This window comes from Pseudomonas sp. 2848, assembly GCF_003253945.1.
GTDB lineage: Bacteria > Pseudomonadota > Gammaproteobacteria > Pseudomonadales > Pseudomonadaceae > Aquipseudomonas.
This window is the reverse complement of record NZ_QKZD01000005.1, coordinates 249,905-271,686: the sequence shown is the minus strand read 5'-3', so window position 1 is coordinate 271,686 and position 21,782 is coordinate 249,905. Positions and strand designations below refer to the sequence as shown.

The window sequence follows — 21,782 nt, the reverse complement described above, 5'->3', positions numbered from 1 at the left end:
GGTGGAATACCGGCAGTTTAATCCCTTAGCAAGCTAATTAACAAGTTAGTACATTTTAAGTCGGGACCGATTGTCGCAGGTCGAGCAGCCGATTCATCTCCCGCTCCCGCGCAGCCACGCGCCAAAATGAACTCAGGCCTGCAACCCTTCCATCAGGCAGCGCAACGCCCCTTTCACGCGCTCGGCGGCCGCCTGCGGATCGTCCTGGGCAATCACCCAGATACCGCTGTCGCCCATGGCGCCGTTGAGCAGGTGGGCCATGGCCACGGCATCGAACGCGCGCAGCCTGCCGGCCTGCTGCAACTCGACCAGGCCCTGGGCCATGGGACCGATGTAGCTGGCCTCTTCCATCTCGCGCAGGCGCGGGCCGAGCACGCCGGGGGCATCCTGCAACAGGATGCGCCGCAGCGCCGGTTCATGCAGCAGGTCGTAGTAGTACAGGCAGGTGTCGATATAGCCCTCCCACGGATCGGCGTGGGTGGCGTAGCGGGCATCGATGGCCTGGTTGATCTCGTCGAGCAGGTGTTGCACCACGGCGGTGAACAGCCCGGCCTTGCCGCCGAAGTGGTGGTGCAGGGCGCCGCGGGTGAGGTCGGCTTCAGCGCACAGGTCGTCCATCACCACGGCGGCAAAGCCTTTTTCGGCGAACTGGCGACGGGCAACGGCGATCAGCCGTTCGGTGGTGTCGGCGCTCATGGCGGCGCGGCTGCGGCGTGGGGTGGGCATTGAGGCTCCGATGAAAAAAGACGATGGATGCAAATTAGCATACGTTGCGTATGTCAATAAATGGCATTAGCATACGCGGCGTATGTCAATTGGAGGTTGTCACCGTGTCTGCCCTCGTTTCGCGTAAACCCACTGCCTGGCTGGGCGAGCTGCCGGGCCTGCTGCGCCTGGCACTGCCGCTGGTGCTGGGCCTGTCGGCGGCCGAGCTGATCAGCCTGACCGACACCGTGCTGCTGGCCTCGCTGGGCACGCTGGTGCTGGCCTGTGTCGCGCTGACCAGCAGTGCCGGGCTGATTTTCCATGCCGGGCTGTACGGCATGCTCGCCACCCTCAGCGTGCGCGTCGGCCACGCCTTCGGCGCCGATGATCCGGGCGAGGTGGCACGCACGCTGCGTGGCGGCCTCGGCTATGGGTTGCTGGTCGGCATCCTCGGCTGCCTGGCCATGCTGGCCACGTTGCCGCTGGTGCAATGGCTGGGCGTGCCGCTGCCGGATGTGGCCCTGCTGACGCCGTACTGGCAGGCCATGGCGGTGTTCCTGATTCCGTACTGCCTGGCGGTGGTGTTCAAGGACGTGCTGGAGGCCATCGGCCGGCCTTGGGTGGCCGTGCTGCTGGTGATGAGCGCAGTGCTGTTCAACCTGCCGCTGAGCTATGGCCTGATCCATGGACATTTCGGCTTGCCGGCGCTGGGGTTGCTGGGTGCGGGCATCGCCGGGGTGATCGCCGAGTCGCTGGCGGTGCTGCTGGCCCTGGCCTATTGGCGGATGGCGCCGTCGTTGGCGCGCTATCGCCAGGCGCCACAGGGGCCGCGTTTGTCCTGGCGCACGCTGCTTGGCGAGGGCTGGCCACTGGGGTTGGGCTACCTGGCCGAGGCCGGCGCGGTGGTGATCGCGGCATGGATGCTTGGCTGGCTGGGCAATGCCGCGTTGGCCGCCAACCAGGTGGTGCAGTCGATCGGCGCGCTGCTGTACATGCTGCCGCTGGGCATGGCCGCGGCGGTGAGCATTCGCATCAGCCAGGCCCAGGGCCGCGGCGAGACGGCGCGCATCCGCGCCATCGGCAGCGCCACCTTCGCCAGCGTCACCGCCTGGATGCTGGTGGCCACCGTGCTGCTGGCGCTGTTCGGGCGGCGCATCGCCGAGGCCATGAGCGACGACCCGCAGGTCATCGCCATCGCCGTGCCGATGTTCGTGGTGGTCGCGGCGATGCAGGTGGCCGACGGCCTGCAATCCACCGCGCTGGGCGCCTTGCGTGGCCTGCAGGACTACCGCTGGCCGGTGGGGGTGACCTTGGTCAGCTACTGGTTGCTGGCGCTGCCGATGAGCTACTGGCTGGCCTTCCATTCCGCGCTGGGCCCGGTGGGTGTGTGGGTGGGCTTCGCCTGTGGCCTGGCGGTGTCGGCGGTGCTGCTGCCGTGGCGTTTCTATCGGCTGCAGGCAAGGCCGCTCACCGCGGCGCTGGTTCAGCCCTGATAGAAAACCGCCAGCCACACCGTGGCCACGCCGGGCTCGGTCCACTCCACGCGGTGGCGGCAGCGGGGCGGGATGTCCAGGTGGTCGCCTGCGCGCAGCACGCGGGTGTGCGTCTCGTGCTCCAGGCGCAGCCCGGCGCTGCCGCTGAGCACGACCACCCATTCGCCCTCGGCCTGGTCGTACCAGAACCCCTCAGGGCTGGCCTGGCCGCTGGAGACGATGCGTTCGATGCGCAAGCCCGGCCGCCGCAGCAGTTCGGTGAATTGCTCATCGGCCTCGGGGGTCAGCGGTGGCAGGGCGGTGAACAGGTTGTCGGGCATGGGACGGCTCACGGGTGGTTGATTGCAGAGGGGCAATTGTAGGAAGGTTTCGGCTTTTGCCCCACGGAAAACCACGATGGACAAGCTGCTGGCGATCAAGGTGTTCATGGCCACCGCCGAGACCGGGGGTTTTTCCGCCGCCGCGCGCAGGCTGGGGGTGGCGACGTCTTCGGTGACCCGCCAGGTCGATGCCCTCGAACAGGCGCTCGGGGCCAGCCTGCTCAACCGCTCCACACGCCAGGTCAGCCTGACCGAGGCCGGCACCAGCTACTACCAGCGCGCCCGCGAGATCCTCGAGGCGTTGGCCGAAGCCGACGCCAGCGTCGCCGACCGTGGCGAGGAGCCGGTGGGGGTGCTGCGCCTGTGTCTGCCGGTGGAGTTCGGCCGGCGGGTGATTGCCCCGCACCTGGGGGCGTTTCTCGCCCGTCACCCGGCCCTGGAGCTGGACATCGACCTCAGCGACCGTTTCGACGACCTGCTCGACGGGCGCTACGACTTGGCCATCCGCCTGGGCGAACCGGCGCCCGGCGATGAACTGGTGTGCCGGCCGCTGGGCCGCTTCGAGCGTTGGCTGGTGGCAAGCCCCGCGTACCTGCGTCAGCACCCGCCGCTCGGCGAACCGCGACAACTGGCCGATCACGCCTGCCTGCGTTTTCGTTACGGCCAGTCGGCGCGGCCCTGGCGCCTGAGCCAGGGCGAGCAATGCCTGGAACTGGATATCAGCGGCCCGCTGCGCAGCGCCAATGCCGACCTGTTGCGCGAGGCGGCGATCGCTGGCAGTGGGGTGGCGTTGCTGGCCGACTGGCTGGTGCGCGAGGATGTCGAGGCCGGGCGCCTGCAACGGCTGTTCGCCGACTGGACGGTGAGTCCGGGCAATGCCAACGCCAGCATCAACGCCCTGTACCTGCCCAATCACCGTGGTTCGCGACGGGTGATGGCGTTCGTCGCCTTCTGTGAGGGGCTGCTGGCAGGCTGAGGCGTTGCGTGTCGCGCAAAGGCCTGTTGCGCAGGTGATGGATTCTCCCCGGGGCGAATGTCCGTCACCCTTCGCGCACATCCTTTCGCAAGCCGAGGTACCCTCGAATGAATCCCTCCCTCGCCGTCGCCCAGCCGGCGGCCCCAGGCCTGAGTCGCGCCCTGGTGATGCTGCTGGCGTTCTGCTGCGGCGCCATCGTCGCCAACATCTACTATGCCCAACCCATCGTCGGCCTGATCGCCCCGGAGGTTGGCCTGTCCACCGAGCGGGCCGGCCTGATCGTGTCCCTGACCCAGATCGGCTACGCCCTGGGCCTGTTGTTCCTGGTGCCGCTGGCCGACCTGCTGGAGAACCGCCGGCTGATGGTCGCCACGGCGGTGCTGGCCGCCGGCAGCCTGTTGCTGGCTGGCACCAGCGGCCATGGGCAGGGCGAGGTGTTCCTGCTGTACGCGTTGCTGATCGGCTTCAGTTCGGTGGCGGTGCAGATGCTGATACCGCTGGCGGCGCATCTGGCGCCGGAGCGCGAGCGTGGCAGGGTGGTCGGCAACATCATGGGTGGGTTGCTGCTGGGGATCCTCCTGGCGCGTCCACTGGCAAGCCTGGTGGCGGACCATTTCGGCTGGCGTGCGGTGTTCGTCGGTGCCGCCGGGTTGATGCTGGCGATCATCCTGCTGCTGGCGTCGACCCTGCCGCGCCGCGTCCCCGAGCACAAGGCCAGCTATGCCGGGTTGATGGCCTCTTTGCTGGTGCTGTTGCGCCGTTATCCGGTGTTGCGCCAGCGGGCGTTGTACCAGGCGCTGATGTTCGCGGCGTTCAGCCTGTACTGGACGGCGGTGCCGCTGGCGCTGGCCGCTGAACATGGCCTGTCGCAGAGCCAGATTGCCCTGTTTGCCCTGGTCGGGGCGGTGGGCGCGGTGGCGGCGCCGTTGGCCGGGCGGTTGGCCGATACCGGACATGGACGGCGCGCTTCGTTGCTGGCGCTGAGCCTGGCGCCGCTGGCGTTGCTCGGCGGCCTGAGTACCGCGGGCATGAGCGTGATCGGCCTGGGGCTGACCGGGGTGCTGCTGGATTTTGCCGTGCAGATGAACCTGGTCATCGGCCAGCGCGAGGTGTACGCGCTGGATCCGGCCAGCCGTGGCCGCTTGAATGCCCTGTACATGACCAGCATCTTCCTCGGCGGCGCCGTGGGCTCGGCGCTGGCCAGCGGGGTGTATGCGCAGTTCGGCTGGCAGGGGGTGGCGCTGTTGGGGGCTGTGTTGCCGGCCGTGGCACTGATGCTGTTCGTGGTGAGGGCGCAGCGGGCCTGAGGGCGACCACTTCAAGCCATCCCGACCTAATAATTTTGTCAGTAGCCGAGGCGTTCCTGCCGTAGCACGCTGTGGCGACACCAACCATGCAGGGCACGGAGGCTTACCATGAGCAGCACCAGCAGCGTTGTCCACCATCCATTCGGGGTGGATCCATGCGATCAGCAGAACCACGCGATTTTCAATGCCACCACGCAGAAGTGCAATGCCGTGGACCCGCGCACGGGGTTGTTCGAAGCCTACGTGCCCTTGCCCTCGATTGTGGGCGGCGACGGTGAAGGCCCTGTGGTGGACATGAGCCTGTTCTATTCACCCTTGGTCAACAACCATGCCGGTCTGGGGGATGGCTGGTCGTTTGCCTTTACCTGTTATCGGGAAGAACAGCAGCAATTGACGCTGCATTCGGGGGAGGTGCTGAGGGTTGAGAAAGGCAAGGACCTCGAGGCGCATGGTGTAAAGGTGGAATGGGACGAAGATAACCCGCTTGTAACAGTGAGGCGCCCAGATGGTCGGAAAGATTCGCTAGAGCAAGTAGGAAACAGCAAAGTATGGATGCCCCAGAGCATAAGCTCTCCCACTGCCGATGTAGAGCTGACGTGGCAGCAACAAGCTCTCGAACCGTCGGTAAAGAAAAAATACGCCGAATTGCTTCAAGGTACTCTGGAAAAGAAAGCACTTGGAGCCAGTTACATTCGCCTTGCGCAGATCTCGGACGGTAGCCGTACGTTGGTCGAGCTTACTTATACCGATACCGAGGTCACGCTGGCCTATTGGCCGGATGAGGCCAGCGAGCATGTGAGCTTCACACTGACCCTGGCGGACTATGCCTTGAAACGGGTCGACGCCCCCGACGGCAGTGCTTGTGAATTCAAATATCAAGAGCATGCCCAATGTGGTCGCCTGCTCAACGAACTCACGACATTCGAAGGAGTGAAGGAGGCGGTGGCCTACAAGGATAACGGGCTGACGTTCAAAGATAACCCCAAACTGTCGGCATTGCCCTGTGTCAGCCAGCACACTATTACTCCCCGAGGTGGGATGAGCCAACCTATTGTGACGACCTATGATTATCAGCGGGACAACGCCAGTGATGGCCAGTACTCAACCACTACCTCTCAGGGAAACGGCGCGTGCAAGACTGTGTATTACTACAATAAATCCCATGAGCGAGTAAAGGAGACGACCAGCGAGGGCGCATGTGAGATAACGAAGGAGTATTCAAATTCGAATGCGAAGACAGCAATCAAGGTTTCATATTCGAATGCGAGTACAGGGTGTCGAAGCATCAACGATGAAAGTGTTTTTGGAGCGGGTCGCTTGTTGAGAAAGACTACTCCTGATGATAGTCGATTGTTTAAGGTGGCAAGTAGTAGTTCGGAGTTGGATAGTTATTGTAAGCATATGGGGTTTAAGGTCGAGCACTCCGATTTAAATGTCAAAGGCGGTCCTGAAGAGGTAGTGCTTGAGAAAATGTATGCTTCACGCCTGCGCGCGGACCTATTTGCGTGGGCTAAGTTAACCGTTGAATCGAAAATTGCTTATCGGGGTCCGTTATTAACGATTGTTGTGATGAGCTTTTCCACTGGGCAAGTGGCGAAGATACGGGAACTCAGAACGTACGATAGAGATACAGGTAGGCTAGCGGAGGTATCTCACGATTATCAAGATGCTGAGGGCCAGTGGGTACCTATCAGCAAAAAAGAACTTTATGTTGAGGTAGACGAGCTTGAGCGGCTTGCCGGTACGCGGGACGCGGAGAGCGAAACAACCAGCGTTCTCAGTGGCCGCCTGATTGAGCAGACGGATGTACAGGGCAACCAGACCACCTATGACTATGACGATTATGGCCGCCTGGAGACCCTCACGCGCTGCGCCCAAAGTGATACGTTCAAGCAAGTGACCACCTACAGCTACCCCAGTGTCGGGCGCCTGGAGATCACCGAGCCCGATGGCCGGCAGCGGGCCACCGAGGACGATGGCCTGGGCAACCTGATCGCCGAGTACGTGCGCGAGGATGTCAAGAAACCCTGGCGCCAGACGCTGAAAGTCGAATACGACAACCGTGGCCGCAAGAGCAAGACCATTCGCTACGACTACCTGGCCGACGGCACCCAGGTCAGCGAGTGGTGCGAGCTGAAGTACGATGGTTGGAACCAGGAGTGCCAGCAAACCTACAGCACCGGTCAGCAGGTGTTCAACCAGTATGACCCGGTGGCGCATACCCGCACCGAGTGGAGCGGCCGGGCGACGGACAAGCAGCGCAAGGTCACCACCTACAACGATGACAACACCGTGGCCAGCATCGTCTGGACGGATGCGCAGGGCAAACAGTGCCAGCAAGAAACACTGACCTACACCCACGCCGCACAGGTAGAAACCCGCACGATCGAGGGTGAAGGCAGTTGGCGGTGCACCACCTACACCTATGATGCTGCCGGGCGCATGCTCAAGCAGGCCCATGATGAGCGGACCAGCGTCGATGCCAAAGAAAAAACCACCTACGCCTACAGCTACAAGTACCCCGCCAACTGGCTGATGACCGAGCCCACCAAGATCAGCCTGGATGGCCAGGCGCTTGGCGAGCGCGAGTTCGACGGCTTGGGTCGGGTGAAGTGTTTGAGCCGCGGCGATATCAGCGAAACCTACAAGTACGCAGGCGTCAACAGCGTGCCGGAGTCACGCACGGGGGCCGACGGTGTCACGCTGGCGTTCGAGTATTTCCCCGAGCTGGGCAACCAGGTCAAGAGCGTGACCGGCAAAAGCGCCGATGACAAGCAGCTGGGCAAACAGACGTTCACCTATGCCCATGGCAGTAGCAGCCAAGCCACGGCGAGCGAGGGCGGGCAGGTGATCACTTTCGATCATCAACGCAATCAATGGACCAAGCAGCAGGCCAAACTGAGCGCCAAGGCCAGTACCACGGTAAGCCGCAGCGTTTCCGAAGGGGGGCGTCTGCTGTCTGAAACCGACGCGGCCGGTAACAAGAGCGTGTTCAGCTACAACGGCAAAGGGCAGCGCAACAAGGTGGTCAGTGGCGACACCACGACCCAACACACCTATGACGAGCGTGGGCGCCGGGATACCGATACGATCACTGTTGGCAACGACAAGGTCACAGTAACGTACGCCTTCGACGGCAGCGGCGCGGAAACGCAGCGGCAATTTACCCTGGACAAGGCCTTCGACCTGAGCATCAAGCGTAAGTACAGTGGCGAAGGGCGCCTGAAATTCATCGAGCTCTACGACGAGCAGGCCAAGAAAACCCTGGGCTCGCACACCTACAGCTATACCGTGGGCGGTGCCGTGGAAACCTGCAGTTCGACCGGTGTCTGGCAACCGAAGACACCCAAGGGCACGGCGATCAGCAAGCAGGCGTTCACCTATGACAACCTGGGCAACGTGAAAACCTGCATCAGCACCTTTGACAAGCAGAGCTGTACTTCCACCTATTCCTACGACAGCGCCAAGGGCTATCGGCTGCAGAAGGTCGAGCATAGCCATGCCGACTACAAGCCCGTCGTGACGATCGTGTACGACGCGGCCGGCCGCGTGACCAAGGACGCAGCCGGCAAGACCTACGCCTACGACTGGCTGGGGCGGCTGGTGCAGTCCGGCTCGCGGCACTACACCTACGACCCGCTGAACCGCTTGGCCAGCAGTGCCGACAAAGAGGGCGCCACGCCGCACCAGTTGATCCACGAAGGCTACCGTGTGCGCGGCGAGTACCCGGTGGGCGAGCACAAGGACCAGCGTATCGTGTTGCCGGGCAGCAGTGCCTGCCTGGTACAGAAAAACAAGGCCGGCACCAGCGAGCGCACGTTGCTCAACCTGTGCGATGAGGATGGCAGCGTGCTGGTCAGCTTCGACGTGGTATCGCGCAAGCCGGTGCACCACGCCTACAGCGCCTATGGCGCGCACAGCTCGGACGAGCAGGGTGCCCTGCACGGCTACAACGGTGAATACCGCGAGGCCGAGGGCGACCAGTATCCTTTGGGAAGTGGCTATCGTTGGTACGCGCCGCAACTCATGCAGTTCCAGGCCCAGGATGGTGCCAGCCCGTTCGGCGAGGGCGGGCCGAACGCCTATGGCTACTGCGACGGCGATCCGGTGAACCACACCGACCCGACCGGGCAGTGGAAGTTGCAACGCGAGTACTGGGACTATACGGCCTGCGAACCGGCACCGATAAGTTTGGGCAAGCACGGCACGCTGGTCAGCGCGATCATCTTCGGTGGGATCACGGTGCTTTCGGCGGTGATGACCGGCGGTACCTCGCTGATGATCACCGCGGCGCTGGTGGGCCTGGCGGTGGCCTCGGCGGCGACTGCCGTTGCCGGGGCGATCGTTGCCGAAAGCGACCCCGAAGCGTCGCGGATCCTGGGTTGGGTGTCGTTGGGCGCGGGCCTGGTAGGCGGAGTGGCGCAGCTGGGTAAGAAGCTTGCCAGGCTCACCGTGCAACTGGCGCGTTCGGGCAGGCAGGTTGCGCGGCAATTGCTGCAAAAAGGAGCCAATGCCTTGCGCAGTCTCCGGCAAGGGCCTGGCCGGCTGCCGAAAAGTGTGGTCAAACCGGTGCCTGGCGCGTTGCGTAGCATCGCCAAGGAGTCGTTGGGCGAACTGCGCATCGGGACATTCGATGGCTTGCGCCCGAACATACGGACCGATTACACCGGGGCCCTGCAGGGCATCGTCAAGGAAGACGGCCCATTGAAACTGGCCTTCAAGGCGCTGGGCGTTGACGATGTAAGTACGGTCGTGTCTGGCGTAACCGGCGTGCTGGATGTTACCGAAGCGTTTGAGGATGGCGCGCTGAAAAGCGCCAATTCGTGGGTGGGCAACTTCAACATCCTGCCATAGGGGCAATTGGGTGCGCTTGTTCAAACTAAAATGACCTTGCCACCCCCAGGCGTTGCTGGGGGCCGGGTTGCCCGCGATAGCGTTCCAGCAAGCGTCAGTCTTTGGCTGATCGAATGCCATCGCGGGCAAGCCGCACCTGCAGATACATTCAGCGCCCCAGCGGCAAGGCCACGCCGATCAGCGCAAACAGGCCGCCACAGGCGCGGTTGAACCCCCGGCCACCCTTGGCCAGCCACGGCCGGATGCGAAATGCCAGGCGCGCCAGCAGGTACTCCACCAGGCACTCGACACTGGCGAAGGTCGCCGCCATCACCACGAACTGCAGCAGCAGGCCGCGCTGCGGGTCGATGAATTGCGGCAGGAACGCGCCATAGAACAACAGCACCTTGGGGTTGGCCAGCGCCGACAGGCAGCCCTGGCGGAACAGCCCGGCATTGCTCAGCGCGGTACTGCCGCGGGGCAACTCGAGATGCAGCGCCGGGGTGCGCCACAGCTGGATCCCCAGCCAGACCAGGTAGCCCCCGCCCACCCACTTGAGCACCGTCAGCACCGAGGCCGAGGCGTGCAGCAGGGCACTCAGGCCGAACATGGTCAGGGCGATCAGGGCGCTGAAACCGAACACTCCGCCGCCGATGGTGAACAGCGTGCGCCGGGCGCCGTACAGCGCGCCATGGGTCAGGGCCAGCAGGCTGTTGGGGCCTGGGGTCAGTGACAGGCCGATGCTGGCGAGCAGGTAGATGAGCCAGGTGTCGAGTGCCATGGGTGTGCCTTGTCGGTGGTGAGGGCGCCAGTGTAGGGCAGGGTGGTAGCAATGCAGGGTAGTATTCGGACAACTGATGGTCATATCCGGACATTGCCATGACACCCGACCTGCGTCTGCTGATCCTGCCGCTGCCGGAATTCGCCTTGCTGCCCTTCGGCGCCTTCCTCGACAAGCTGCGCTTTTCCGCCGACGACGAGGACTACAGCCGCCAGCGCTACTGCCGCTGGACCGTGATCGGCCTGGACCTGGCGCCTGTGCCGTCCAGCAGCGGGGCCATGCTGCAGGTGGAAGCGACGCCTGCACAGGTCGACTGGAGCGCCTACGACCATCTGGTGCTGTTCGGCGGGCGCAATGCCAGCGCCACGGCAGCCTTGGCGCCGCGCTACCGGGCCTTGCTGAAACAGGCGGCCAAGGCGGGGGTGAGGCTGGTCTGCGTCGACAACGCGGCCTTCCTGCTGGCGGCCTGTGGCCTGCTGGACGGTCATCAGGTGGTGGTGCACTGGCGTCATGAGGCCGAGTTCCGCGTGGCGTTTCCCCGTGTGCGGCTGCTGACCGGGCAGTTGTATTGCTTCGACGGCAGCCGTATCACCTGCGCCGGCGGCACGGCGGCCATCGACCTGGCGGTGGAGCTGATCGCCCGCGCCAGCGGCCGCGCCCGAGCGCTCAAGGGCCTGGCCGACATGCTGGTGGATGAAAGCCGCGACAGCCGCCACGCCTTGCGCTCGCTGGAGGCCGGCGCCGGGGAGGGGCGCCAGGTGCAACGGGCCACGGCGCTGATGCGCCATCACCTGGCGGCGCGGCTGCCGGTGGAGGCGCTGGCGGCGGAGCTGGGGATCAGCCGGCGCCAGCTCGACCGCCAGTTCCAGGCCTGCCATGGCATGAGCGCCAAGGCCTGGTGGCAGGAGCTGCGCCTGCAGCAGGCGCGCTGGCGATTGCTCAACTCCAGCCACAGCCTGGCGCAGATCGCCGATGAAGTGGGCATGGGCGATGCCAGTTACCTGGGCAAGTGGGTGCGGCGGCGCTTCGGTTGTACGGCGCTGGCGCTGCGCAGGTCCGAGCCGGACTCATCGCGGGGCAAGCCTGCTGCCAGCGTCTGACCCGCGGCGTGCGGGGCGTGGGAGCGGGCTTGCCCGGCGATGTGGGTTTACTGCGGCGTACCGAACAACCCTGTCCAGTAGATCCCCGCGTCGCTCTTCGGGTCCACCGCATACGCCGCCCCCAGTTCGCGGAAATCCGCGTTCATCAGCGTGGCACAGTGCCCGGGACTGGCCAGCCAGCCATCGACCACCTTGCGCGCGGTATCGCGCCCGGCGGCGATGTTCTCGCCGATCTGCCGGTACAGGTAGCCGGCCAGTTCCGCGCGGTCGCCCGGCGTGCGGCCATCGCGGTCGATATGGTCGAAGAAGTTCTGGTTGGCCATGGCCCGGGTGTGGTTGGCGGCGACGCCGGCCAGGGTTGCGCTCCAGGCCAGCGCCGGGGCGGCGGGGTAGGGCTGGCCGCCACACTGGCGCGGCAGGTTGCGCGCGGCGTTGATCTCCTGCAACAGCTTCTGCCCTTCGGCCTGCCAGTCGCCCAGGCGCCCGCTGAGCAGCGGGCGGGCCAGGACGATGCGCCAGTCGCGCCCCTCCTGGCTGACACCGATATCGACGAACTGCGGGTCGAGCACCACCTGGCAGAAGCTCTCCTCAATGGCTTTCATCGCCGCCTTGGCATCCCGTGGGCCGGACAGGCTGATGGCCTGCACGTTGACCATCGGGTAGGCGGCGCGGGTCATGGCCTGCTGCAGGTCGCGGGTGCCCTCCGGCGACAGCGCCAGGCGGGTGTCGCTGTTGAGCGGCGGCAGCTCCAGCGAAGCCTCGCCGCCACAGCGCTGGGCCTGGCTGCGGTAGACGTTGATCGTATCGATCAGTTGCGCCTCTTCGCCGGCATACACCTGGCTGCCGGTCGCGGCAAGCAGGCCCAGCGTCAGGCCGAGGCAGGCAACGGATGGGACGCGCATGTGGATCTCCCTGTAACTGGCAGCGTCTGGATCTGCGCTGCCCATCCTACACAAGCGCAAGGCTTTTGGCCCGGCCCTGTGCGCTATGAAAACCAAGCCTTGCAATCGATTGCAGTCGGCAAAAGAGGGGGTAGACCGCTGGTCGGCAAAAAAGTGCGGTTGTTTGGTAATAATTCGCACTATCGGCTAGAAACACTACTCAGTCACTTCCAGTTTCTCATCCGCCAGGACGGCCCTGACCCTTCCCGGGAGCCCTCCATGACACGTGCCTGCCCGTATCAATCGACCCTCCTTGCGCTGTGCTGTTCCGTTGCCGTCAGCGCCCATGGCGCAGAGGGCGCCATCGAGCTGGATGCCACCGCCGTCAACGCCGAGGCGCTCAAGGCGCCTGCCGGCGAGCTGCCCGAACCCTATGCCGGCGGCCAGGTGGCCCGTGGCGGGCAGATGGGCGTGCTGGGCAACCAGGACATGATGGACGTGCCGTTCACCATGACCAGCTACACCGCGCAACTGATCGAGGAGCAGCAGGCCAAGGACATCGGCGACGTGCTGCTCAACGACCCCTCGGTGCGCCAGTCGTTCGGTTTTGGCAACCAGTCCCAGGTCTTCGTCATCCGTGGCCTGCCGCTCAATGGCGACGACGTGGCGTTCAATGGCCTGTACGGCGTGCTGCCGCGGCAGATGATTTCCACCGATGCGGTGGAGCGGGTCGAGGTGTTCAAGGGGCCCAATGCCTTTCTCAACGGCGCCAGCCCGACCGGCACCGGCCTGGGCGGCAACGTCAACCTGCAACCCAAGCGCGCCGGCGATACGCCGACACGCCGCTACACCCAGGACATCAGCAGTGACGGGCGCATCGGCGAGCACCTGGACATTGGCCAGCGCTTCGGCGCGGACAATCGCTTCGGCGTGCGCCTGAACCTCTCGCAGCGCGAGGGCGAGACGGCGGTCGACGACCAGGACCAGCGCAGCAAGCTGTTCGTCGCCGGGCTCGACTACCGTGGCGACAACTTCCGGGTTTCGGGCGATTTCGGCTACCAGAAGCAGCGGGTCAACCATATGCGCAACTCAGTGCGCCTGGGCGCCGGCCTGACCGATATCCCCCATGCGCCGGACGCCGACCACAACTACGGCCAGGACTGGGCCTGGACCGAGACCGAGGACACCTTCGGCATGCTCCGCGGCGACTACGACTTCAACGACAACTGGAGCGGCTACCTGGCGGGGGGCGTCAAGCACACCCACGAGAACGGCTTCTACGGCACGCCGATCCTCACCGACGCGGCCAGCGGCGACGCCACCATCGGCGGCTCGAAGATCCCCCACAACGAGGACAACACCACCTTCATGGGCGGCATCAATGGCCGCTTCCATACAGGGCCGCTCAGCCATCAGCTGAATATCGGCGCGGCGAGCATCTGGACCCAGCAGGAGAACGCCTTCGTCTTCTACAACTCGCAGGCCACCAATATCTACCGCACCGACCCGTTGCCAAAACCGACCACGCCGACCTTCGTCGGCGGCAAGCTGGACGACCCCGGCGTGACCGGCAAGACTCGCAACCGCAGCATCGCGCTGTCCGACACCGTGGGCCTGTTCGATGACACCCTGCTGCTCACCGTGGGCGTGCGGCGCCAGCAATTGCGGGTGGAGGGCTACGCCTACGACGGGCCGGGCCCGGACCTGGGACGCAACGCCTTCTATGACGAGGCGGTCACCACGCCGGTGTACGGCATCGTCTACAAGCTCAACCCATCGGTCTCGCTGTATGCCAACCGTATCGAGGGCCTGGCCCAGGGCGCCACGGCATCAGGGCAGGTGATCAATGTCGGCGAGGTGTTCCCGCCGGCCAAGACCAAGCAGGTGGAGGCGGGGGTCAAGCTCGATTACCAGACCTTCGGCGCCAACCTGGCGGTGTTCCGCATCGAGCGGCCCACCGATGGCTTCGTCGACGGCAATGTGTTCGTCCAGGATGGCGAGCAGGTCAACAAGGGGCTTGAGCTCAGTGTGTTCGGCGAGCCGCTGCCGGGGCTGCGGTTGATGGCCGGTGGCACGCGCATGGACACCGAGCTGAAAAACACCCAGGGCGGCACGGCCGATGGCAACCACGCGGTAGGCGTGCCGACCTTCCAGCTCAATGCCAGTGTCGATTGGGATGTGCCGGGGCTGGAGGGCGTGGCGCTCAATGCGCGCATGCTGCGCACCGGCGGGCAGTACGCCAACCCGGCCAACACCCTGAGCCTGCCGACCTGGAACCGTTTCGACGTTGGCGCGCGCTATCGCTTCAAGGTGCAGGAAAAGGCGGTGACCCTGCGGGTCAACGTGGAGAACCTGACGGACAAGAACTACTGGGCGTCGGCCAATGGGGGGTATTTGACCCAGGGCGACCCGCGACTGGTGAAGTTCTCGGGGAGCATTGATTTCTGAGGTCTAGACGGTACGTGTGTCGGCTGTGCGGGCCTCATCGCCGGCAAGCCGGCTCCCACCCCGACAGCACCGCCCTCAAGCCAGGCGCCATCCCTGTGGGAGCCGGCTTGCCGGCGATGCGGCGTGTCAGCGGCGCCGTTCCCGCCGGCGAACGTGCTGCCTTACCAGAGCGCTACTGCCGCCGCGCCGATCACCCGGCCAAACACCGCCAGCGCCGTGTCCACGTCCGCTTCGCTGGTGTAGCGCCCGACGCTCAGGCGCACGCTGTTGCGCGCCTGGCGTTCGTCGAGGCCGAGGGCCAGCAGCACGTGGGACGCCGCATTGCTCGCCGAGTTGCACGCCGAAGTGCTCGACAGCGCCAGCTCGCCCGCCAGGGCCAGGCTGTTGAAGCCCTTGGCGTCGATGCACAGGTTGAGGGTGTGGGGAATGCGCTGCACCGCACAGCCGTTGAGCGTGACCCCGGGCATTGCCAGCAGGCCGTCGCGCAAGCGCCGGGCGAGTTGCTCCAGGCGCTGGTACTCCACCGCGCCGGGCTGGCCGGCCAGGGCGAAGGCGCTGCCCATGCCGACGATCTGGTGGGTGGCCAGGGTGCCAGAGCGCAGGCCGCGCTCATGGCCGCCGCCGTGCATCTGCGCACGCATCGCCGGGCGGGCGCGAGGGCCGACGTAGAGGGCACCGATGCCCTTGGGACCATAGACTTTGTGTGCCGAGAACGACATCAGGTCGACCGCCTGCTGCGCCAGGTCGATCCGAACCTTGCCCACGGCCTGCGCCGCGTCCACGTGCAAAAGCGCACCGTGTTCGCGGACGATTGCCCCGATAGCGGCAAAGTCGGTCACCGTGCCCAGTTCGTTGTTCACCGCCATCAGCGACACCAGGCCGGTGTCCGGGCGCAGCGCGGCCTGGACCGCTTGGGGCTGGATCAACCCTCGGGCATCCGGGGCCAGGCGGGTCACCGCCCAGCCCAGGCGCTCCAGTTCGGCGGCGGTGTCTAGGATGGCCTTGTGCTCAAGCTGGCTGGTGATCACATGCCCCGGCTGCGCGCAGCCCTGGGCGATGCCCTTGAGCGCGAGGTTGTTCGATTCGGTGGCGCCGGAGGTCCAGACCAGCTCGTCGGGCTGCGCGCCGACCTGCACGGCCACCTGATGGCGGGAATGCTCGACGGCTTCGCGGGCCGCCTGGCCGTGGGAATGGCCGCTGGAGGCGGGGTTGCCGAAGTTTGACTCACGGCCCAGGCAGGTGAGCATGGCGGCGATGACCTGGTCATCGACCGGCGTGGTGGCGGCGTAATCGAAGTAGAGCGGGGTGCTGGGCATGATCAAGGGCGGGTCCGTGCGTGGACGCCGCCTGTCGGCATCCATGGACTCATGCTAGGGAAATGGCGATATGAATGTTTTCCAATTTTTCCAGCTTGTGGGGCTTTCAGGAAAAACTTCTACTCGCTATTTGCTTGGATGTAGAAATATTTTCTTGGCGTATCAAAGCCACTGCCATGGCGCCTGTTTGGTAACCATCACCAGCACGATCAGGAACATCCCGGCAAACCCCACCACCCCCATACACAGCCATGGGCGATACAGCCGCTGGTAGGTCTGGCCCAGTGCCGCGCCGCTGTCGGCTGCCTGGGCGGCGAGGCGCTGCATGCGCGTCTGCAACAGCAGCACAGGCAGCCATAGGGCGCCGACCGCGAAGAAGATCAGCAGCGCGGCGCGTAGCCAGTCGGCGGACCACGGCATGCCGCCCATGCTGACCATGGCGTAGCCGGTCAGCAGTTGCAGTACGCCCGCCGGCGTGGTGATCCAGGCGTCGAAGCGCACCACCATCCGCGCCACAGCGGCGATCACCCGCGGATCGCCGCTGCGATTGGCGGCAATCAGGTACAGGTACGAGCCCATGCCGAAGCCGAAGAGAAATACCGCGGCGATGATGTGCAGGTACTTGAGCAGCAGGTAGCTCATCTCAGGCGCGCCTGCGCTGCAAGCCGACGCTGTAGCGCACCTTGTCCGGCTCGCCGATGGCCGCCAGGTACTGTTCGACGCTGATCTCGCCGACGCAGGGGCGGGCGCCCGGTTCAGGCTGGTAGCCTGCGACGACCCTGGCCATCAGCGCCACCGCCGCGCAGCTGGGAATCTCCGGGCCCTTGTCGTCGCTGGCGCTGACCTGGGCCTGCAGGCGCAGTGGCTGCCCTTGCGGGTCCAGCCCGCGGACATCCAGGTACATCGCGCTCTTGCCATCGCCCCAGCGTTCGAAACGGCTGCCCAGCCGATGCAGGCGTCGCGCCCAGGGCAGCGGGTCGCGCACAAGGCCCAGCTTGACCAGCCGCGCCAGTGTCGCGTTGGCCAGGCCACCAAGCATCAGCCCGGAGCCGGCCTTGAATGCCAGGTCACGGGCGCCATAGCGTTCGGCGAAGATGTCCATGTCCGGCACGTCGACGTTGTGCAGCAGGCGCCAGCCCAGGCCCGGCAGATGGCGCAGCTGCAGGCCGAGCCAACCGTCGACGCTGCACGGGCGGCCGTCGCGCCACTGGCGGATGGGCCGACCGGCATAGGCCAGCACGCCTTCGATGGTGGACAGGCCGGGCATCTTCGCCGAGGACGAAATGCCGTGCTCGATGCGGTCGATGCGGCTGAAGAGGTGGCGCTGTTCGTCGAGAATCGCCGACGACAGGCTGGGCACCGAGCTGCAGCCGCTGAGCAGGGTGACCTGGGCCTGGCGCGCGCGCTCGTCCAACTGGGCGATGCCATTGACAAACAGCCGGCAGTCGGACAGGTCGCAATAGTGGCTGCCGGCTTCGATGCAGGCTTCGGCCACGCGGTAGGGCTGGCCCTGGAAGGGGCCGCCGGTGTGGATCACCCAGTCGATACGCAGGTCGCGTAGGGCTTGGGCGAAGCCTGGGGCCATGGCGTCGCCGTACCAGCTTTCGCTGCCGTTCAACCGTGCGGCCAGTTGCGAGAGGCTGTCGGCATTGCGGCCGGCGATCACCAGTTGCACGGCGGACATCTGGTTCAGGTGGCGGCAGATGATACGGCCGAAGTTGCCGTAGGCGCCGATCACCAGGATTCGGGGAGACATGCTGGGGTCCTTGTGCATGTGTCGAGGAACGCGATGGGCTGCAAAGCAGCCCCGGTGTGGTCAGGCGTCGTAGCCGAGGTTCGGCGCCAGCCAGCGCTCGCTCACGGCAATGTCCTGGCCCTTGCGTGCGCTGTACTGCTCGATCTGGTCCTTGTCGACCTTGCCCACGGCGAAGTACTGCGCCTGCGGGTGGGCGAAGTACCAGCCGCTGACCGCCGCCGCCGGGAACATGGCGAAGTGCTCGGTGAGGAACACGCCGCTGGGGCCGGTCTCGCCGATCGCGGTGCCGTCGAGCAGGCGGAACAGGGTTTCCTTCTCGGTGTGGTCCGGACAGGCCGGGTAGCCAGGCGCCGGGCGGATGCCGCTGTACTGCTCCTTGATCAGCGCCTCGTTGTCCAGGTGCTCGTCCTTGGCATAGCCCCAGTGCTCCTTGCGCACCTGTTCGTGCAGCCACTCGGCGCAGGCCTCGGCCAGGCGGTCGGCCAGGGCCTTGACCATGATCGAGCTGTAGTCGTCGCCCTTGTCCTGATAGGCCTTGGCCACTTCCTCGGCGCCGATGCCGGCGGTGGTGATGAAGCCGCCGACATAGTCGGTCACGCCGCTGGCCTTGGGCGCGACGAAGTCGGCCAGCGACCAGTTCGGCTTGCCGTCGGGCTTGATGGTCTGCTGACGCAGGTGGTGCAGGGTGGCCAGGGTCTCGCCGGCGTCACCGTACACCTCGATATCGTCATCAGCCACCTGGTTGGCCGGCCAGAAGCCGAACACCGCGCGGGCGCTGATCAGTTGCTCGTCGATCAGCTTGTCGAGCATCTCGCGGGCGTCCTTGTACAGCGCCGTGGCGGCTTCGCCGACCACTTCGTCGGTGAGGATGCGCGGGAACTTGCCGGCCAGGTCCCAGGAAATGAAGAACGGCGTCCAGTCGATGTACTCGGCCAGGGTGCGCAGGTCGATGTTCTCCAGCACCTTGACGCCGGTGAAGGCGGGCACCGCGGCCTGGTAGGCGGCCCAGTCGTACTGCGGCTTGGCGGCGATGGCCTGGGCGTAGCTCAGGCGCTCGGTGCGGGCGCTGCGGTTGGCGGTGCGCTCACGCACCTCGACGTATTCCTGGCGGGTCTTCTCGACGAAACCGCTCTTGAGTTCCTTGGACAGCAGCTGCGTGGCCACGCCCACCGCGCGCGAGGCGTCGGTGACGTAGATCACCGCATCGTTGGAGTACTTGGGTTCGATCTTCACCGCCGTGTGCGCCTTGGAGGTGGTCGCGCCGCCGATCATCAGCGGCAGGTGGAAGTCCTGGCGCTGCATCTCGCGGGCGACATGGACCATCTCGTCCAGCGACGGGGTGATCAGCCCGGACAGGCCGATGATGTCGCACTTCTGCTCGCGGGCGGTCTGCAGGATCTTCTCCGCCGGGACCATCACGCCCATGTCGACGATGTCGTAGCCGTTGCAACCGAGCACCACGCCGACGATGTTCTTGCCGATGTCGTGCACGTCGCCCTTGACCGTGGCCATGAGGATCTTGCCCTTGGCTTCGGGCTTGTCGCCTTTCTCGGCCTCGATGAACGGGATCAGGTGGGCCACGGCCTGTTTCATCACGCGGGCGGACTTCACCACCTGGGGCAGGAACATCTTGCCGGCGCCGAACAGGTCGCCGACCACGTTCATGCCGCTCATCAGCGGGCCTTCGATGACTTCGATGGGGCGCGCCGACTGCTGGCGGCACTCTTCGGTGTCTTCGACGATGTAGGCGGTGATGCCCTTGACCAGCGCATGCTCGAGGCGCTTGTCGACCGGCATCGAGCGCCATTCTTCGTTTTCCACTTCCTTGGTGGCGCCACCGCCCTTGTAGTCATCGGCGATGGCCAGCAGGGCGTCGGTGCCGTGCGGGGTGCGGTTGAGCACCACGTCCTCGACCTTTTCGCGCAGGGCGGCGGGGATCTCGTCGTAGATCTCCAGCTGGCCGGCGTTGACGATACCCATGGTCAGGCCGTTCTTGATCGCGTGGTAGAGGAACACCGAGTGGATCGCCTCGCGCACCGGGTTGTTGCCACGGAACGAGAACGACACGTTGGACACGCCGCCCGAGCTCAGGGCATAGGGCAGGTGGTCGCGGATGTAGGCGCAGGCCTCGATGAAGTCGACGGCGTAGTTGTTGTGCTCCTCGATGCCGGTGGCGACGGCGAAGATGTTCGGGTCGAAGATGATGTCTTCGGGCGGGAAGCCGACTTCGTTGACCAGGATGTCGTAGCTGCGCTGGCAGATCTCGCGCTTGCGCGCGGCGGTGTCGGCCTGGCCGACCTCGTCGAAGGCCATCACCACCACGGCGGCGCCGTAGCGCTTGCACAGGCGGGCATGGTGCTTGAACTGCTCGACGCCTTCCTTCATGGAGATGGAGTTGACGATGCCCTTGCCCTGGATGCACTTCAGGCCCGCCTCGATCACCTCCCACTTGGAGGAGTCGATCATGATCGGCACCCGGGAGATGTCCGGCTCGCCGGCGATCAGGTTGAGGAAGCGGACCATGGCGGCCTGGGAGTCGAGCATCCCTTCGTCCATGTTGATGTCGATCACCTGGGCGCCGGCCTCGACCTGCTGCAGGGCGACTTCCAGCGCCTCGGTGTAGTTTTCCTCGCGGATCAGCCGGGCGAACTTGGCGGAACCGGTGATGTTGGTGCGCTCGCCGACGTTGACGAACAGCGACTGGCGATCGATGGTGAACGGCTCGAGGCCCGACAGGCGGCAGGCCTTGGGGATGTCCGGGATCGCCCGTGGTTTGTACTTGGCCACGGCCTCGGCGATGGCCTGGATGTGCGGCGGGGTGGTGCCGCAGCAGCCGCCGATGATGTTGAGGAAGCCGCTGGCGGCGAACTCCTCGACCACCGCGGCCATCTCGGCCGGGGTCTCATCGTACTCGCCGAAGGCGTTGGGCAGGCCGGCGTTGGGGTGGGCGGAGACGTGGGTGCCGGCCTTGGTCGACAGCTCTTCGAGGTACGGGCGCAGGTCCTTGGCGCCGAGGGCGCAGTTCAGGCCCACGGAAATCGGGTTGGCGTGGCGTACCGAGTTCCAGAACGCCTCGGTGGTCTGGCCCGACAGGGTGCGGCCGGAGGCGTCGGTGATGGTGCCGGAGATCATGATCGGCAGTTCGATGCCGTCGTCCTCGAACACCTGCTGCACGGCGAAGATCGCCGCCTTGGCGTTGAGGGTGTCGAAGATGGTCTCGATCAGGATCAGGTCGGCGCCGCCCTCGATCAGGCCACGGGTGGCCTCGATGTAGTTTTCCACCAGCTCGTCGAAGGTGACGTTGCGGTAGCCGGGGTCGTTGACGTCCGGGGAGATCGAGCAGGTGCGACTGGTAGGACCGAGCACGCCGGCGACGAAGCGTGGCTTGTCCGGGGTCTCCAGGGTCTTGGCGTCGGCCACCTGGCGGGCGATGCGCGCGCCTTCGACGTTGAGCTCGTAGACCAGTGCCTCCATGCCGTAGTCGGCCTGGGAAATCTGCGTGGCGTTGAAGGTGTTGGTCTCGAGAATATCGGCGCCGGCGTCCAGGTAGGCTTTCTCGATCGCGGCGATCACATCGGGGCGGCTGAGCAGCAAAAGATCGTTGTTGCCTTTGACATCGCTTGGCCAATCGGCAAAGCGCGTGCCACGATAGTCGTGTTCCTCGAGGCGGTAACTCTGGATCATAGTACCCATGCCGCCGTCGAGGATCAGGATGCGCTCTTTGAGTGCGTTCTGGAGTGCTTGTAAACGAGCGCTGCGGTCGGACATAGGACTACCTGGTCGGGCAAATAACAGAAGGTGCCGAATAATAACAAAGCTGCACGGATTTTAGGCGTATCGCCCATTCGCATGAATTTCCCTCATGT

The 21,782-nt window shown here is 65.3% G+C and carries 14 protein-coding genes; 6 read left to right on the top strand and 8 right to left on the bottom strand.

The window, feature by feature from the left end; genetic code table 11:
- Positions 1 to 132 precede the first annotated feature (132 nt).
- Positions 133 to 726, bottom strand: coding sequence for a TetR/AcrR family transcriptional regulator (locus tag DFS21_RS12390; RefSeq protein WP_110699444.1), 594 nt, complete (start codon positions 724 to 726; stop codon positions 133 to 135).
- 104 nt (positions 727 to 830) lie between these two features.
- Between DFS21_RS12390 and DFS21_RS12385 the strand changes: the two genes are divergently transcribed.
- Positions 831 to 2,198: an MATE family efflux transporter gene (locus DFS21_RS12385; protein ID WP_158539550.1), complete on the top strand. Its 1,368-nt coding sequence runs from the start codon at positions 831 to 833 to the stop codon at positions 2,196 to 2,198.
- On the opposite strand, the gene DFS21_RS12380 is transcribed toward DFS21_RS12385, so the two are convergent.
- Positions 2,189 to 2,518 (bottom strand): cupin domain-containing protein, encoded by a 330-nt coding sequence (locus DFS21_RS12380; protein ID WP_110699440.1) that lies wholly within the window; start codon positions 2,516 to 2,518, stop codon positions 2,189 to 2,191. The two genes, DFS21_RS12385 and DFS21_RS12380, sit on opposite strands and share 10 nt — an antisense overlap.
- Positions 2,519 to 2,594: 76 nt before the next feature.
- Here DFS21_RS12380 and DFS21_RS12375 point away from each other — a divergent pair, with 76 nt between their 5' ends.
- From DFS21_RS12375 to DFS21_RS12365, 3 genes are all read left to right on the top strand, one after another.
- Positions 2,595 to 3,494, top strand: a complete 900-nt coding sequence (locus tag DFS21_RS12375; protein WP_111532393.1) for a LysR family transcriptional regulator — start codon at positions 2,595 to 2,597, stop codon at positions 3,492 to 3,494.
- A 107-nt stretch (positions 3,495 to 3,601) separates the two neighbouring features.
- On the top strand, positions 3,602 to 4,801 hold the full coding sequence (locus DFS21_RS12370; RefSeq protein WP_110699436.1) for an MFS transporter: 1,200 nt from the start codon (positions 3,602 to 3,604) through the stop codon (positions 4,799 to 4,801).
- Between the two features lie 108 nt (positions 4,802 to 4,909).
- Positions 4,910 to 9,655: an RHS repeat domain-containing protein gene (locus DFS21_RS12365; RefSeq protein WP_111532392.1), complete on the top strand. Its 4,746-nt coding sequence runs from the start codon at positions 4,910 to 4,912 to the stop codon at positions 9,653 to 9,655.
- Positions 9,656 to 9,803: 148 nt separating this feature from the next.
- Here the strand turns inward: DFS21_RS12365 and DFS21_RS12360 are convergent, their stop codons facing one another.
- A complete protein-coding gene (locus DFS21_RS12360; protein ID WP_111532391.1) occupies positions 9,804 to 10,415 on the bottom strand; it encodes a LysE family translocator in 612 nt (203 codons plus the stop codon).
- A 98-nt stretch (positions 10,416 to 10,513) separates the two neighbouring features.
- Between DFS21_RS12360 and DFS21_RS12355 the strand changes: the two genes are divergently transcribed.
- A complete protein-coding gene (locus tag DFS21_RS12355; RefSeq protein WP_110699429.1) occupies positions 10,514 to 11,515 on the top strand; it encodes a GlxA family transcriptional regulator in 1,002 nt (333 codons plus the stop codon).
- Positions 11,516 to 11,562: 47 nt separating this feature from the next.
- Here the strand turns inward: DFS21_RS12355 and DFS21_RS12350 are convergent, their stop codons facing one another.
- A complete protein-coding gene (locus tag DFS21_RS12350; RefSeq protein ID WP_110699427.1) occupies positions 11,563 to 12,417 on the bottom strand; it encodes a CAP domain-containing protein in 855 nt (284 codons plus the stop codon).
- Between the two features lie 258 nt (positions 12,418 to 12,675).
- On the opposite strand from DFS21_RS12350, the gene DFS21_RS12345 reads away from it, so the two are divergent.
- Positions 12,676 to 14,844 carry a TonB-dependent siderophore receptor gene (locus DFS21_RS12345; RefSeq protein ID WP_111532390.1) on the top strand — a complete coding sequence of 723 codons (2,169 nt, stop codon included), beginning with the start codon at positions 12,676 to 12,678 and terminating at the stop codon, positions 14,842 to 14,844.
- 161 nt (positions 14,845 to 15,005) lie between these two features.
- Here DFS21_RS12345 and DFS21_RS12340 read toward each other — a convergent pair whose 3' ends face one another.
- From DFS21_RS12340 to metH, 4 genes are all read right to left on the bottom strand, one after another.
- Positions 15,006 to 16,160 carry a cysteine desulfurase family protein gene (locus DFS21_RS12340; protein WP_110699737.1) on the bottom strand — a complete coding sequence of 385 codons (1,155 nt, stop codon included), beginning with the start codon at positions 16,158 to 16,160 and terminating at the stop codon, positions 15,006 to 15,008.
- 162 nt (positions 16,161 to 16,322) lie between these two features.
- Complete coding sequence (locus DFS21_RS12335; RefSeq protein WP_110699423.1) at positions 16,323 to 16,802, bottom strand: DUF2269 domain-containing protein; 480 nt, start codon at positions 16,800 to 16,802, stop codon at positions 16,323 to 16,325.
- A 1-nt stretch (position 16,803) separates the two neighbouring features.
- Entirely contained in the window at positions 16,804 to 17,916 is a 1,113-nt protein-coding gene (locus DFS21_RS12330) for a saccharopine dehydrogenase family protein (RefSeq protein ID WP_110699421.1), read from the bottom strand.
- A 60-nt stretch (positions 17,917 to 17,976) separates the two neighbouring features.
- Entirely contained in the window at positions 17,977 to 21,684 is a 3,708-nt protein-coding gene (metH, locus tag DFS21_RS12325; protein ID WP_111532389.1) for a methionine synthase, read from the bottom strand.
- Between the last annotated feature and the right edge of the window lie 98 nt (positions 21,685 to 21,782).

Excerpts from the sequence above, each read along its gene's own strand:
- metH (WP_111532389.1), bottom strand. The coding sequence starts at position 21,684 with ATGTCCGACCGCAGCGCTCGTTTACAAGCACTCCAGAACGCACTCAAA.
- DFS21_RS12365 (WP_111532392.1), top strand. The coding sequence starts at position 4,910 with ATGAGCAGCACCAGCAGCGTTGTCCACCATCCATTCGGGGTGGATCCA.
- DFS21_RS12345 (WP_111532390.1), top strand. The coding sequence starts at position 12,676 with ATGACACGTGCCTGCCCGTATCAATCGACCCTCCTTGCGCTGTGCTGT.
- DFS21_RS12350 (WP_110699427.1), bottom strand. The coding sequence starts at position 12,417 with ATGCGCGTCCCATCCGTTGCCTGCCTCGGCCTGACGCTGGGCCTGCTT.
- DFS21_RS12370 (WP_110699436.1), top strand. The coding sequence starts at position 3,602 with ATGAATCCCTCCCTCGCCGTCGCCCAGCCGGCGGCCCCAGGCCTGAGT.
- DFS21_RS12360 (WP_111532391.1), bottom strand. The coding sequence starts at position 10,415 with ATGGCACTCGACACCTGGCTCATCTACCTGCTCGCCAGCATCGGCCTG.
- DFS21_RS12340 (WP_110699737.1), bottom strand. The coding sequence starts at position 16,160 with ATGCCCAGCACCCCGCTCTACTTCGATTACGCCGCCACCACGCCGGTC.
- DFS21_RS12335 (WP_110699423.1), bottom strand. The coding sequence starts at position 16,802 with ATGAGCTACCTGCTGCTCAAGTACCTGCACATCATCGCCGCGGTATTT.
- DFS21_RS12390 (WP_110699444.1), bottom strand. The coding sequence starts at position 726 with ATGCCCACCCCACGCCGCAGCCGCGCCGCCATGAGCGCCGACACCACC.
- DFS21_RS12380 (WP_110699440.1), bottom strand. The coding sequence starts at position 2,518 with ATGCCCGACAACCTGTTCACCGCCCTGCCACCGCTGACCCCCGAGGCC.
- DFS21_RS12330 (WP_110699421.1), bottom strand. The coding sequence starts at position 17,916 with ATGTCTCCCCGAATCCTGGTGATCGGCGCCTACGGCAACTTCGGCCGT.
- DFS21_RS12355 (WP_110699429.1), top strand. The coding sequence starts at position 10,514 with ATGACACCCGACCTGCGTCTGCTGATCCTGCCGCTGCCGGAATTCGCC.
- DFS21_RS12375 (WP_111532393.1), top strand. The coding sequence starts at position 2,595 with ATGGACAAGCTGCTGGCGATCAAGGTGTTCATGGCCACCGCCGAGACC.